The organism is Herminiimonas arsenitoxidans (assembly GCF_900130075.1).
Classification (GTDB): Bacteria; Pseudomonadota; Gammaproteobacteria; order Burkholderiales; family Burkholderiaceae_D; genus Oxalicibacterium; species Oxalicibacterium arsenitoxidans.
Window position 1 is genome coordinate 79183 of record NZ_LT671418.1, and the last position, 14357, is coordinate 93539.

The 14357-nt window shown below is 49.3% G+C and carries 14 protein-coding genes; 12 read left to right on the top strand and 2 right to left on the bottom strand.

Going from position 1 to position 14357, the window contains the following annotated elements; translation table 11 throughout:
* Positions 1-42 precede the first annotated feature (42 nt).
* On the top strand, positions 43-447 hold the full coding sequence (locus BQ6873_RS00370) for a hypothetical protein (protein ID WP_076590874.1): 405 nt from the start codon (positions 43-45) through the stop codon (positions 445-447).
* Here BQ6873_RS00370 and sixA read toward each other — a convergent pair whose 3' ends face one another.
* Positions 448-906, bottom strand: a complete 459-nt coding sequence (gene sixA, locus BQ6873_RS00375; RefSeq protein ID WP_076590875.1) for a phosphohistidine phosphatase SixA — start codon at positions 904-906, stop codon at positions 448-450.
* A 4-nt stretch (positions 907-910) separates the two neighbouring features.
* Complete coding sequence (gene ppk1, locus BQ6873_RS00380; RefSeq protein WP_076593868.1) at positions 911-3010, bottom strand: polyphosphate kinase 1; 2100 nt, start codon at positions 3008-3010, stop codon at positions 911-913.
* Between the two features lie 178 nt (positions 3011-3188).
* Here ppk1 and pstS point away from each other — a divergent pair, with 178 nt between their 5' ends.
* From pstS to cysQ, 11 genes are all read left to right on the top strand, one after another.
* The gene (gene pstS, locus BQ6873_RS00385; RefSeq protein WP_076590876.1) at positions 3189-4232 is read left to right on the top strand and encodes a phosphate ABC transporter substrate-binding protein PstS; all 1044 of its coding nucleotides are present in this window, start codon (positions 3189-3191) and stop codon (positions 4230-4232) included.
* Positions 4233-4369: 137 nt separating this feature from the next.
* The gene (pstC, locus tag BQ6873_RS00390; protein WP_173830610.1) at positions 4370-5362 is read left to right on the top strand and encodes a phosphate ABC transporter permease subunit PstC; all 993 of its coding nucleotides are present in this window, start codon (positions 4370-4372) and stop codon (positions 5360-5362) included.
* The gene (pstA, locus tag BQ6873_RS00395) at positions 5359-6219 is read left to right on the top strand and encodes a phosphate ABC transporter permease PstA (protein ID WP_076590878.1); all 861 of its coding nucleotides are present in this window, start codon (positions 5359-5361) and stop codon (positions 6217-6219) included. Before pstC ends, pstA begins: the two co-directional genes overlap by 4 nt.
* Before the next feature lie 19 nt (positions 6220-6238).
* Positions 6239-7024 (top strand): phosphate ABC transporter ATP-binding protein PstB, encoded by a 786-nt coding sequence (pstB, locus tag BQ6873_RS00400; protein ID WP_076590879.1) that lies wholly within the window; start codon positions 6239-6241, stop codon positions 7022-7024.
* A gap of 84 nt (positions 7025-7108) precedes the next feature.
* Positions 7109-7819 carry a phosphate signaling complex protein PhoU gene (gene phoU, locus BQ6873_RS00405; protein WP_076590880.1) on the top strand — a complete coding sequence of 237 codons (711 nt, stop codon included), beginning with the start codon at positions 7109-7111 and terminating at the stop codon, positions 7817-7819.
* 5 nt (positions 7820-7824) lie between these two features.
* Complete coding sequence (gene phoB / locus BQ6873_RS00410; RefSeq protein ID WP_076590881.1) at positions 7825-8514, top strand: phosphate regulon transcriptional regulator PhoB; 690 nt, start codon at positions 7825-7827, stop codon at positions 8512-8514.
* A gap of 17 nt (positions 8515-8531) precedes the next feature.
* Positions 8532-9848 (top strand): phosphate regulon sensor histidine kinase PhoR, encoded by a 1317-nt coding sequence (gene phoR / locus BQ6873_RS00415; RefSeq protein WP_076590882.1) that lies wholly within the window; start codon positions 8532-8534, stop codon positions 9846-9848.
* A 152-nt stretch (positions 9849-10000) separates the two neighbouring features.
* Positions 10001-11434, top strand: a complete 1434-nt coding sequence (locus BQ6873_RS00420) for a mannose-1-phosphate guanylyltransferase/mannose-6-phosphate isomerase (RefSeq protein ID WP_076590883.1) — start codon at positions 10001-10003, stop codon at positions 11432-11434.
* A gap of 20 nt (positions 11435-11454) precedes the next feature.
* Positions 11455-12540 carry a GDP-mannose 4,6-dehydratase gene (gene gmd / locus BQ6873_RS00425; RefSeq protein ID WP_076593869.1) on the top strand — a complete coding sequence of 362 codons (1086 nt, stop codon included), beginning with the start codon at positions 11455-11457 and terminating at the stop codon, positions 12538-12540.
* A 12-nt stretch (positions 12541-12552) separates the two neighbouring features.
* Positions 12553-13509 (top strand): GDP-L-fucose synthase family protein, encoded by a 957-nt coding sequence (locus tag BQ6873_RS00430; protein WP_076590884.1) that lies wholly within the window; start codon positions 12553-12555, stop codon positions 13507-13509.
* 7 nt (positions 13510-13516) lie between these two features.
* Positions 13517-14323: a 3'(2'),5'-bisphosphate nucleotidase CysQ gene (gene cysQ / locus BQ6873_RS00435; RefSeq protein WP_076590885.1), complete on the top strand. Its 807-nt coding sequence runs from the start codon at positions 13517-13519 to the stop codon at positions 14321-14323.
* The last annotated feature ends 34 nt before the right edge of the window (positions 14324-14357 follow it).

Below are 14357 nucleotides of genomic sequence, written 5' to 3' on the forward strand. Positions count from 1 at the left end.
TGTGCCGCCTTACGATAATTCACTTATAGCGTGATCCCTGATATGCAATCGCCTTCATTTGTTATTCGAGAAGAATGTCCGCCCGGCGCTTGTAGCTGTGCGCGGGATGACTTATTGAATGATCCTGCCGGCGATTTACGCATATTGCAACTGACGAAGTTGCAAGAGAAGAAACTCATCGAGCGGATTGAAGCTATTTCCAGTTATGCGGATTTGAAGCATATGGAAGAGCGTATGTACGCGCAGCTAGGCATCGTACTGAACATTACGCCAGGCTTGAATGAAGTAAAGACGGTGCGTGGTTTGCAGATTGAAGTGGTAGAGCGCCCGGGACTTTGTCGGAAGACCAAGCAATCGATTCCGGCAGCGATTCGTAAATGTCTTGAGAAAAATCCAGAGATTACCTACGCAATTCTGGATACCTACGGTTTGTTTGGGCAGGATTAATTACTTTGCCAATAAGTCCGGCGCCATCACAGCACGGACATAATTGCCGGCGATCTCGCTGCGCTCACGTTGCACTATCCACCAGACATTTCCTTTGCGTATCGTCCAGTCTTGCGCTGTGCCAGTGAGCAAGGTGGAGGCAACTTGCCCCAACGTTGGTTGATGGCCGATGATCAAGACGGGTTCGCGGCTATCTGGCCAGTGTGCTGCGGCCAGGATTTTTTCTACGTTTGATTCGGGCGACAAATCGTCAACGATCTTGAATTTACGCCCCAATGCTTCGGCTGTTTGTACGGTGCGTGTAGCCGGACTGACGAGAATTTTGCAGCTATTAGGCAGATTGTGATCCAGCCATTCGGCCATCTTCCACGCTTGCTTATGGCCTTTTGCCGTCAATGCGCGGCCCTCATCGGGTTCGCCCATCTCCGCTTCTGCATGACGCCACAAGATCAATTCCATTTTTTTACTCCACAGGATTACCCAGGACTTGCATCAAATGTTGCTGCGCGCTGAATGCGCCAGATTTTCCGCGGGGCTTACGTTTTTGATAGATGCCGTTGGAATCTAGTTCCCAGGAGTTGAGATTATCTTTGAGGTAAGGATTCAAACCTTCTTCGATCACACGTTTTTTCAATGCTGGATCGATTATCGGAAAGGCAACTTCTATGCGTCGGAACAGGTTACGGTTCATCCAGTCGGCGCTAGACAGATAAACATCGTGTGCCAGATCGTTGCGGAAGTAGTAAATGCGGCTGTGTTCCAGAAAGCGTCCGACGATGGAGCGCACGCGGATGTTGTCCGATAAACCGGGAACACCAGGGCGCAATGCGCAGGCACCGCGCACGATCAGGTCGATCTTTACACCGTCAGCAGAGGCTGCGTACAAGGCGCGTATCACTGATTCATCCAGCAAGGCATTCATCTTGGCGATAATGCGGCCGGGGCGACCGGCTTTGGCAATCTTTGCTTCATTGCGTATGGCGCGGATGAATTCCTTTTGCAAGGCGAAAGGCGCCAGCCATAGATGGTTCAGAGTTTTTGGTTTTGTCAGGCTGGTCAGATGTATGAAGACTTCATTGACTTCAGTAGCGATGGCTGGATTGGCCGTCAGCAAGCCGAAGTCGGTGTAGAACTTGGTCGTGCTCGGGTGGTAGTTGCCAGTGCCTAGATGCGCGTAATAGCGCAATGCGCCACCTTCACGGCGGATCACGAGCGCCAGTTTGGCATGTGTCTTCAAGCCAACTACACCGTAGACGACTTGTGCGCCAGCGCGTTCCAGCCTGTCAGCCCAGTTGATATTGGCTTCTTCGTCAAAGCGCGCCATCAACTCAACAATGACAGTCACTTCCTTGCCGCGCTGTGCTGCGGTGATCAGCGATTCCATCAAGTCGGAATTCATGCCGGTGCGGTAAATCGTTTGCTTGATCGCGACTACATCCGGGTCCTGCGCCGCGCTGCGTATGAAGTCGAGCACAGGTTGGAAGGATTGAAATGGATGATGCAACAAGACGTCGTGCTTGCTGATGACGGCAAACAAATCGGTATTCGACAGTTTGGCCGGATACATCGGCGAGTAGGGCGGAAAGCGCAGTTCCGGCTTGGTCACGAGATCAATCAACTCGGACAGACGAACCATGTTGACCGGACCGTCTACGGCATACAGGCGGTTTTTATCGATGGAAAACTGTTCAAGCAGGAATTGCGACAGATGCGGCGGGCAGTTTTTGGCGACTTCCAGACGCACGGCGACACCGAAGTTGCGGCTTTGTAATTCGCCTTGCAATGCTTGACGCAGATTTTTGACCTCTTCTTCATCCACCCACAGGTCACTATTACGTGTCACACGGAATTGTGAGTAGGCCAGCACTTCGCGTCCGGTGAATAGATCGCTGATATGCGCATGGATGATGGAAGACAAGAGGCAGAAGGAAACGCCGTTCTTCGATAATTCTGGTGGTAATTGAATCACGCGCGGTAATACACGCGGCGCTTTCAGGATGGCAATCGCGGTACCGCGGCCAAATGCATCCTTGCCGGACAGTTCGACAATGAAGTTCAAACTCTTGTTAACGACTTGAGGGAAAGGATGCGCAGGATCCAGTCCGATAGGCGTCAGAAGCGGGCGTACTTCACGGTCAAAGTAGGCTTTTACCCAGGCACGTTGTGCTTCATTGCGATCCTGGTCACGTAATAAATGGATACCTTGCTCTGCCAATTGCGGCAAAACGCTCTCATTTAAGACACGATACTGACGTTCGACGATTTGATGACATTCCGCGCCGGCGATGGCCAAGGCGGCGGAAAGTGCTGGCGGTTCGATGAATTCGCCATCTAAATGGTTGTTGGCAAGCAAGCTGGCGATGCGTACTTCAAACAGTTCATCCAGATTGTTACTGACTATACATAAGTATTTAAGGCGTTCCAGCAAAGGTACGGCAGGGTTCTCTGCCTGTGCCAGGACACGGCGATTAAAGGCCAACTGTGACAATTCACGGTTCAGGTATATGGCACTTTGTGACGGGATAGGTGCTGTGATGATGTCTGGCGCGACTCTCTTATGCATTTTCTTTACTTTGGCCATTGGTAACCTCGCCGAGTGTAGTGACCCATTATGACAACTTAATGACAGGGTTTTTTGCTCAAAATCAAGTTTATGACATGATTTTTTAGAAGTCATAAAGCTGTCATAATTGTTCGCTAGAGTTCGCACTGTCTTATTTAGTTAACCCTAAGGAGCAGATATGCGATTGAATCAATTTGTCAAAACCGCCGTGGTAGCTGCAGGTGCAGCAGTGGCGTTCTCTTCCGCAGTAGCAGCTGATATTACAGGTGCTGGTGCGACATTCCCTTACCCTATCTATTCGAAATGGGCTGAGTCCTATAAAGCTGCAACCGGCAATGGCTTGAACTATCAATCCATCGGCTCCGGCGGCGGCATCAAGCAAATCAAGGCAAAAACTGTTGATTTCGGCGCATCTGACATGCCGCTGAAAGAAGAAGAGTTGGAAGCAGAAGGCTTGATCCAGTTCCCAGCGATCATGGGCGGCGTAGTACCTATCGTTAATCTGGACGGTATCACACCAGGTCAACTGAAAATGACGCCAGAAGTATTGGCTAACATCTACCTCGGCAAAATCACCAAATGGAACGATGCACGTATTACTGCATTGAACCCAGGTGCAAAACTGACAGATTCCGATATTACCGTTGTTCACCGTTCAGACGGCTCGGGCACCACATTCCTGTGGACCGACTTCCTGTCGAAAACCAATGCAGACTTCAAAACAGAAGTTGGTTCGGGTACAGCAGTTAAATGGCCAGCAGGCGTAGGCGGCAAAGGTAACGAAGGCGTTGCAGCTAACGTACAACGTATCAAAGGTTCGATCGGCTATGTTGAATATGCATACGCTAAAAAGAACAAAATGTCGCACACCCAGTTGAAAAACCGTGATGGCCAATTCGTGCAACCTGACGATGAAACCTTCAAGGCAGCAGCTGCCGGCGCTGACTGGGCAAAAACCCCAGGCATGGCTGTCATCCTGACCAACCAAACTGGTAAATCGAGCTGGCCTATCACTGGCGCATCGTTCATCCTCTTGCACAAATCGCAAGCGTCGGCTGAGCGCGCTAAAGAAGTCTTGAAATTCTTTGACTGGTCCTACAAAAACGGCGGCTCAATGGCTTCCGAGCTGGACTATGTTGCAATGCCTGCACCAGTTGTGAAATTGGTTCAGGACGCTTGGAAAGCAAATGTTAAAGATGCTTCCGGCAAGGCTATTTGGTAAGAGCTGATTTAATCGTAGATTCAGTCGCTATTTAACTAAGGACTGTCTCAGTCACACATCGCGAGATGCGCTGAGGCAGTCCTGCTTAAAACCAAATAATTATGAGCGCAAGTTTTAATACTATCCCTGCCCACGCAATGAATCTTGATAAAGACAATAGTGACGGCGGTATATTCAGCAAAGCGCTGATGGCCACGATGCGTAAGCAGCGGCTACAGGACTTTCTATTTCATAAAATCACGTTCATCTTCGCGTTGAGCGTTTTGTTCGTTTTGCTCGGCATCATTGCATCATTGATGATCGGTGCCTGGCCTGCATTTAAAGAATTCGGTTTACCCTTTATCACCAGCGTTGAGTGGGATCCAGTCAACGATAAATATGGTGCGGCAATTGCCATCGTCGGTACTTTGGTTACCTCCTTCATCGCCTTGTTGATCGCTTTCCCGATCAGCTTTGGCATCGCTTTATTCCTCACTGAAATTTGCCCGGCATGGTTGAAGCGGCCACTGGGTACGGCAGTTGAATTGCTGGCCGGTGTGCCTAGCATCATCTACGGTATGTGGGGCTTGTTCGTATTTGCACCTTTGTTCTCGGATTACATACAGCCTGCATTGGCAAATACCTTGGGCCACATTCCAGTCATCGGCCAATTGTTCAAAGGCCCGATGATGGGCATTGGTATTTTGGCTGCCGGCATCATCCTGGCGATCATGATCATTCCATTCATCGCTTCTGTGATGCGTGATGTATTTGAAATCGTACCGCCGGTTCTGAAAGAATCGGCCTATGCGCTTGGTTGCACCAAATGGGAAGTCGTACGCAAGGTGGTCTTACCTTACACACGTATCGGCGTGGTTGGCGGCGTGATGCTCGGCTTGGGTCGTGCTCTGGGTGAAACGATGGCGATTACCTTCGTGATCGGTAATGCACACAAACTCTCATGGTCGCTGTTCTCCGCCGGTAACAGTATCGCGTCGACGCTGGCGAATGAATTCGCAGAAGCTGAAACAACCTTGCACGTATCGTCGCTGTTTGCTCTCGGCTTGATTCTGTTCGCGATTACTTTCCTCGTTCTGTCGGCTGCGAAGATCATGTTGATGGGTATGTCCCGCAAGGAAGGTGCTAAATGAAAACCGAAGCAATGAACCCTGTTTATAGAAAACGCCTGTTTATTCATCGCGTCGGTATCGCGCTGTCGTTCCTGGCAATGATGCTGGGCTTGTTCTTCCTGATGTGGATTTTGTTCACACTGGTGACCAAAGGCATAGGCGCGATCAATCTGGCAATCTTTACGCAAACTACACCGGCACCTGGTAGCGAAGGTGGTGGTTTGATGAATGCGATCGTCGGTAGCTTGCTGATGGTGGGCGCTGCAGTCTTCATCAGCACACCTATCGGTATTCTGGCCGGCATCTATCTGGCTGAATACGGTGAAGTCAGCTGGTTTGCCAAGATCACGCGCTTTGTGACCGACATCATGTTGTCGGCACCATCGATCGTGATCGGCTTGTTCATCTACGCAATCTATGTGGCGAACGTTAAACACTTTTCTGGTTGGGCAGGTAGCTTTGCGATTTCATTGATTGCGATTCCTGTGGTGGTGCGTACGACTGACAATATGCTCAATCTGGTACCAACCAGCTTGCGCGAAGCGGCATTCGCACTCGGTGCACCGCGCTGGCGTGTTGCGACCTTCGTGCGTTTGCGCGCGGTCAAGGCTGGTGTGATTACCGGTGTCTTGCTGGCAGTAGCACGTATCTCCGGCGAAACGGCACCATTGTTGTTCACTGCCTTGAACAATCAGTTCTACAGCTCCAACATGAACGCGCCTATGGCCAACTTGCCAGTGGTGATCTATCAGTTCGCGATGAGCCCGTATGACAACTGGCGCTCGCTGGCATGGGGCGGTGCATTGCTGATTACTTTCAGCGTACTTGCACTGAACATCTTGTCGCGCTCGATGTTCAACCAAAAAATCCATAATTGAATTTATCCAAGCGAACGCTATGACTACTCAAACGTCTGTGGACATGACAAATAAAAAAACACTCGAAATCGCCAATCTGAATTTCTTCTACGGCTCCTTTCAAGGTCTGAAGAATATCAATCTGGATATTCACGATAAAAAGGTAACGGCATTTATCGGCCCATCCGGCTGTGGTAAATCGACCTTGCTGCGTACCTTCAACCGTATGTATGACCTGTACCCAGGTCAACGTGCGGAAGGCAAGATCATGTACCACGGCAAAAACATCCTGGAGCCGGGACAAGACGTGAACATGTTACGCGCTAAGGTCGGTATGGTGTTCCAGAAGCCAACTCCGTTCCCGATGTCGGTCTACGACAACATCGCCTTCGGCGTGCGTCTGTACGAAAACCTGCCGAAAGGCGAGATGGATGAGCGCGTCGAATGGGCTTTGAACAAGGCAGCGTTATGGACTGAAGTTAAAGACAAGCTCAACAAGAGTGGCCTGAGCCTGTCAGGTGGTCAGCAGCAGCGTTTGTGTATCGCCCGCGGTGTTGCGGTCAAACCTGATGTGTTGTTGCTAGATGAGCCAACCTCGGCGCTGGATCCGATCTCGACGGCCAAGATTGAAGAGTTGATCAGCGAATTGAAAGGTGATTACACCATCGCCATCGTGACGCACAATATGCAACAAGCGGCGCGTTGCTCTGATTACACCGCGTATATGTATTTGGGTGAATTGGTTGAATTCGGTGAGACCGATCAGATCTTCATGAACCCGAACAAGAAAGATACACAGGATTACATCACTGGTCGTTTCGGTTGATTTGATAAGAATAATTATTGCGCAAGCACCGTATACAACCCGCTACATACAAACATCTAACAGAATTCATTTAGGAGAAACCTGATGCCAGGCGAACACTCTTCCAAGCAATACGATATGGACTTGGAGACCATCCGTTCCAAAGTATTGCTCATGGGCGGTCTTGTTGAAAGTCAGTTTCAAGACGCCATCTCGTGTTTTAGAACCGGCAATATCGCGCAAGCAGAACAAGTCATCAAGGCAGATGAGAACGTCAATAGTCTGGAAGTGTCCTTGGACGATACTTGCAGTCATTTGATCGTCAAGCGCCAACCTGCTGCAAATGATTTGCGCACAGTGATGGCAACGATCAAGGTGATTACCGATCTGGAACGCGTCGGTGACGAAGCGACCAAAATTGCACGCGCGGCAAAGAACATTACTGAGCGCGGTGTGACGACCATCAACCATTACGAAACCATCCGTGTCATGGCGGTCAGCGCAGGTAATATGCTGCACGATGCCTTGGATGCATTTGCGCGTCTCGACGGTAAACAAGCGATCAAATTGATTGCGCAAGACGAAATAGTTGATCACGAATTCCGCTCCATCATGCGTACCCTGATTACCTTCATGATGGAAGATCCACGCACCATTTCTGGCGCACTGGATACATTGTGGGTAGCCAAGGCGATTGAACGCATCGGTGACCATGCAAAAAACATTGCTGAATACGTGATCTACATTGTCGAAGGCAAGGATATTCGCCATACTGATTACGCTGCTACGCAATTAGACGAACGCACCACTAACTGAAGACCATGGCTGCCGAAAAACCTACCATTTTGATTGTTGAAGATGAACCGCCGATTATCGAACTGGTGACATTTACTCTGAAAGGCGCTGGCTGGAATGTCGCCGCCGTTCAGACTGCCGGCGAAGCGTGGGACTACATTCAGCACCGCTTGCCACAATTGATTCTGCTCGACTGGATGTTGCCGGACCAAAGTGGCTTGCGCTTGTTGTCGCGTATTCGTGCGGATAGACAGTTCAATGAGCTGCCTATCATCATGCTGACGGCAAAAAGCATGGAAGAGGACAAGATTGCAGGCCTTGATAATGGTGCGGATGACTACGTTACCAAACCATTCTCACCACGCGAACTGACAGCACGCATCAATGCTTTGCTACGTCGGAAGACACCAGAGCATTCGCAAACCTTGATGACAGCAGGGAATATCAGCCTGGATCCGGTTAATTTCAGTGTCAGCATGAACGATGAAAAAATCGACATTGGCCATGCAGAATTCAAATTGCTGAAGTTTTTCCTCGCACATCCCGATCGCGTGTTTTCGCGCAGTCAATTGCTCGACAAGGTCTGGGGTGATCATGTGGTGATCGAAGAACGTACCGTCGATGTGCATGTGCTGCGCTTGCGCAAAGCCTTGAAAGATGCGGAGCACTTGATCAAAACGGTGCGTAGTGTAGGCTATATGCTCTCAGAAAAATAAGCCTAGCCAACCCGTCTATGAATCCTCAGTTGTTGTTCTGGGTACCCGCAACCCTGCGTTTATCCATCATCTTGATATTCTCCGCCGTGGTCGGGTATTTCTTCGGCCCGATCGCCGGCCTTGTAACGGCGCTGGTTTTAGTGATCGCGCTGATCGTTATTCAACTCAACTATTTATATCTTTTGAGTGGTTGGCTCGACCATCCTGATAGCGAAAAGCTGCCGGATGGCTGGGGCGCATGGACAGATATTTTCTCGCGTTTGTATCGTCTGCGTCGCGACGATGAACGTAATCGTGCCGAATTGACTGAATGGCTGGCGCGCTTTCGTCAGGCGATGAGCTTGTTGCCGGATGGTGTCGTCATCATGGATGACGTGCTATTTCTAGAATGGTGCAATCCAGCGGCGGAAAAGCATTTGGGCCTGAATAACGGGCGTGACAAGGGTATGCGCGTCACCAACCTGATTCGTAACCCTGATTTTATCGATTACATCATTCTCGGTCGCTACGAACAACCGCTTACGCTCAGTGTTAAGGATCGTAAGTTGATCGTGCAGATCATTCCGTTTGAAAATCGTCGCCAGATTCTGGTCACACATGATGCAACGGAATCGGATCGTATTGAAATGATGCGCCGCGACTTTATCGCTAACGCTTCGCATGAATTGCGTACGCCGCTGACGGTGATCAACGGCTTCCTGGAAATCGCGCAAGGTCAGCCAGATCTCGATCCTGGTGTCCGCATGTCGCATCTGAACCTGATGATAGAGCAGGGCAAGCGCATGCAGAATCTGGTCGAAGACATGCTGACGCTGACGCGTTTGGAGTCTATCGATTACCCATTACGCCCTGAGCACGTCAATATTCCTAATTTGTTGCGCCAAATTCTGCAGGAAGCAGAAGCTTTATCTGGCGGGCGTCATGTCATTTCGCTAACTGTGGACGGTCCTGAGATTCAGGGCAGTACCGACGAGTTGCGTAGTGCATTCGGCAATCTTGTCTCGAATGCCGTGCGTTATACGCCGGAAGGCGGTCGTATTGATATCAAATGGCAGGATGCGGGTAGCGGACCGCAGTTTTCAGTCAAAGACAGCGGTATAGGCATACGCGCCGAGCATATTGTCCGCCTGACTGAACGTTTCTACCGTGTGGACAAGAGTCGTTCACGTGAGACTCAGGGTACAGGTTTGGGGCTGGCAATTGTTAAGCATGTGCTGCTACGGCATGGTGCGGTGTTGGCGATTGAGTCGCAACCGGAGATGGGCAGTACATTCATTGTGAAATTCGATAAGAGTGTGGTTGATAGTGAAATGACCAAGGAGTTAGTAAACTAGGGTAATTGTTCAAAAAACTTAATCTCGATCTCTGAGTCTCAGTTTGCCTGCATAACGGCATTTGATTAATTCTTTTGCAATGCGGTAAAAATGGCTTATCAATCGACTAAAATACGGGACGCGTATTTTTAGTCTGATTGAAAGTTATTTAGATGCTTCTTCCCATCATTCTTTCCGGCGGAGCTGGCTCACGTTTGTGGCCGGTTTCCCGCGAAGCCTTGCCCAAGCCGTTTATCGCCTTACCGGATGGCGAAACCTTGCTGCAGAAGACACTCAAGCGTGCGATTGCACTGCCGGGAGTGGAACATGTCTTAACGGTTACTAACCGTGACTATTACTTTCTGACACGGGACGAGTACGAGTCCAATGCGTCTGAGGTAGATGGTGGTCATGTTATTCACGATTATCTATTGGAGCCACTCGGTCGCAATACGGCGCCAGCAATCGCTGCTGCAGCGTTGCATGCGGCGCGAAAACACGGCGATGACGTCATTTTGCTGGTGCTGCCGGCGGACCATCTGATCAAAGATCAAGCATCGTTTGCGCAAGCCGTATCTGGTGCTCAGGAGCTCGCCCTTCAAGGATATTTGGTGACTTTCGGCATAAAGCCGACCGCTCCGGAAACAGGCTATGGCTATATAGAGAGCGGAGAAGTGCTGTCAGGATCACCGGGACGCAAAGTAGCTCGCTTTGTTGAGAAACCTGATTTGGCAACTGCTATGGATTACCTTGTTTCAGGGCGTTTTACGTGGAACTCAGGTATGTTCTGCTTTACTGCCGGAGCTATGTTGGCAGCGTTGCGTGAATGTGCGCCTGATGTGTTGGTCGCAGTAGAACAGGCCTTTGCTGCAACTGCGCTTGAAAAGGATCCCGTGGTACTGGATGCTGCTGCATTTACCTGCGCGCCGGATATTTCTATTGATTATGCAGTGATGGAAAAGGCTGCCAAAGTGGCGGTGATTCCGGTCAGCTTTGACTGGAGTGATATTGGTTCATGGTCGGCGTTAGCCGAGCTGGTCGTGCCGGATGCGCGTGGTAATCGTGCCAGCTGTGAAACAGTGCTGATTGACGCGGATAACTGCTTTATTCAAAGCGATAACCGGATGATTGCTGCGGTTGGCGTGGATGATCTGTTTATCGTCGATACACCGGATGCGCTCCTGATAGCACATAATTCGAGAGCCCAAGACGTCAAGTCTGTGGTTACGCAATTAAAGTTGCTTTCACATGCAACGGTTCAACATCATAGAACTACGCATCGTCCTTGGGGAACATATACGGTACTGGAAGAGGGTGAGGGCTTCAAACTCAAGCGCATCGTGGTAAAGCCAGGTGCCAGTCTGTCCTTGCAGATGCATCATCATCGTAGCGAGCATTGGGTAGTGGTTTCGGGCACCGCGAAGGTTGTCAATGGGGAGCAGGACATCCTTGTCCAGCGCAACGAATCCACGTATATTCCTGCCGGGACTGCACATCGACTGACCAACCCTGGTGTTGTAGATTGCGTAATGATAGAGATTCAAACTGGGGATTATCTGGGCGAAGACGATATCGTTCGCTTGGAAGATCGATATGGACGTGTTTAACTCAAGAATAGAAAATGACCATGCGTAAAGTTGCATTGATTACTGGCGTCACAGGACAAGATGGCGCTTACCTCGCCGAGTTACTGCTTGATAAGGGTTACGAGGTGCACGGCATCAAGCGTCGTAGTTCACTTTTTAATACGGCTCGTATTGATCACTTATTCCATGATATTCATGAAACGGGTAAACCGTTTTTCCTGCATCACGGCGATATGACAGATTCGTCTAGCCTGACGCGTATTATCCAAAAGGTCCAACCCGACGAAATCTATAACCTCGCCGCACAAAGCCATGTCGCGGTGTCGTTCGAGGAACCGGAATACACGGCCAACTCCGATGCCTTGGGTGCTTTGCGCATCTTGGAAGCTATCCGAATCCTTGGCTTGGAGAAGAAGACTAAGTTTTACCAGGCGTCTACTTCCGAGTTGTATGGCCTAGTGCAAGAGACCCCTCAGAAGGAAACCACTCCTTTCTATCCTCGCAGTCCGTATGCTGTGGCTAAACTCTATGCCTATTGGATCACTGTTAACTATCGCGAAGCTTACGGTATCTATGCCTGCAACGGCATCTTGTTCAACCACGAAAGCCCGATCCGCGGCGAAACCTTCGTCACTCGGAAGATCACCCGCGCACTGGCGCGCATCAAACTCGGTCTACAGGAATGCCTGTATCTTGGCAACATGGATTCGTTGCGTGATTGGGGGCATGCTAAAGACTATGTCGAGATGCAATGGTTGATGCTGCAACAAGAAAATCCGGAAGACTTCGTCATCGCCACTGGTGTTCAATACAGTGTGCGCGACTTCGTGAATGCTGCAGCCAAGGAGCTCGGGATTAAGATTACTTGGCAAGGAAGCGGCGAAGAAGAGAAGGGGTATGACGCGGAAGGTAAATGTATTGTGGCCGTAGACCCGCGCTATTTCCGTCCGACTGAAGTGGAAACTCTCCTCGGTGATGCCTCTAAGGCCAGAATCAAACTCGGTTGGACGCCGAAGATTACGTTCGATGAACTTGTCAGCGAAATGGTGCAGGAGGACTTGAAGGCGGCTGAAAGAGATGAGCTGGTGAAAAAACATGGTTATCAAACCATGAATTATCGCGAGTGATCAGGTTCTAATATGGATTTCGATAGTAAGATTTATGTGGCTGGTCATCGCGGGCTGGTCGGTTCTGCCTTGATGCGCCAACTACAGCAGCGCGGATATAAAAATTTGATTACTCGTACGCACGCCGAACTGGATTTAACTGATCAGCGTGCGGTGCAAGTTTTTTTCGCTGAGGAAAAGCTTGAATACGTATTATTAGCTGCGGCTAAGGTAGGTGGAATCTATGCAAATAATGCGTGTCCAGCGGAATTCATTCATCAGAATCTAGCAATCCAGACAAATGTCATTCATGAATCTTGGCGTAACAACGTCAAGCGACTGTTGTTTTTGGGCTCGTCCTGTATTTATCCTAAAGATTCTCCGCAACCCATCAAAGAGGAGTATTTGCTTACTGGGGAGCTTGAGCCAACAAACCGTCCATACGCATTGGCAAAAATAGCAGGTCTAGAAATGTGTTGGTCATATAACCGTCAATATGGTTCGCGCTATATAACCGTTATGCCTACCAATTTGTATGGGCCAAATGACAACTATGATTTGAATACTTCACACGTATTGCCTGCCCTCATACGCAAGATGCATGAGGCCAAGCTAAATAACCTGAGCGAAGTAGTGGTGTGGGGCACTGGTGCACCAAAACGTGAATTTCTGTATAGCGACGATATGGCAGACGCGTGTATTTACCTGCTGGAGCAACCTGAAGGAAAGTTGCAAAGTCTATTTTGCGACACTAAGCCACCGTTAGTAAATGTGGGCTGTGGCAAGGATATTACAGTTCGTGAGTTGGCTGAGATGGTCAAAAATATTATCGGTTTTTCCGGTGAGTTGGTATTCGATAATACGAAGCCGGATGGAACCATGCGCAAGTTATTGGACGTGTCACGTATTAATGCTCTTGGCTGGAGCCGAAAAACTCTTTTGACGGAAGGCATTCTTTTGTCGTATCGAGATATGTTGGGGGAGACTTGAGTAACTCATGCTAGAGAAATTGCTGCCTAAAATTGTTATGTTAGCGGTTAGTGCTGGACATGCTGTTATGGAGGTTTACGCTGATTCAACCGATATAGTGGCGATAAAGACGGACAACTCACCATTGACTCACGCTGATCTAGCATCTGATCTTATTATTAGAGAAGGATTGCAGGAATTGGGATTGGGTTGGCCGTTGCTTTCAGAGGAATCCGCGCAGCTCGACTTTATTGAGCGCCAAGCATGGCAACGATTTTGGTTGATTGATCCACTTGACGGAACCAAAGAATTTATTAAGCGTAACGGCGAGTTTACGGTCAACATTGCATTGATCGAAAATGGCGTTCCCATCCTCGGGGTGGTATATGCCCCGGCTTTAAAGACGTGTTACTACGGTGCGTCGGGAGTCGGTGCTTTTGTTAAACGAGGTGATTTAAATCCGCAGCCAATCGTAGTGGCATCGTATGACGTCAACGAAATTATGAGAGTAGTTATCAGTCGTTCGCATTGCAATTCGCGGACTCAAAAGCTGCTTGACCAGATGGGTGAGTATGAATGCATTAGGATAGGTAGTTCCCTCAAAATGTGTTTAGTGGCAGAAGGCGCGGCTCATTTTTATCCACGCCTTGGCCAAACCATGGAGTGGGATACGGCTGCCGCACATGCTGTGGTATGTGCGGCAGGAGGATGTGTGCAAGATCGTGAAGGTCTGCAATTAAGGTACAACAAATCTGATCTGCGCAACTTAGATTTTTTTGTGTTTTCCTCGAGAAATAAAACACTTTCAAAAGTGATTAATAACTTTAATTCATAACGGAATTACATTTCTCCCTCGTTATTTCATGTTT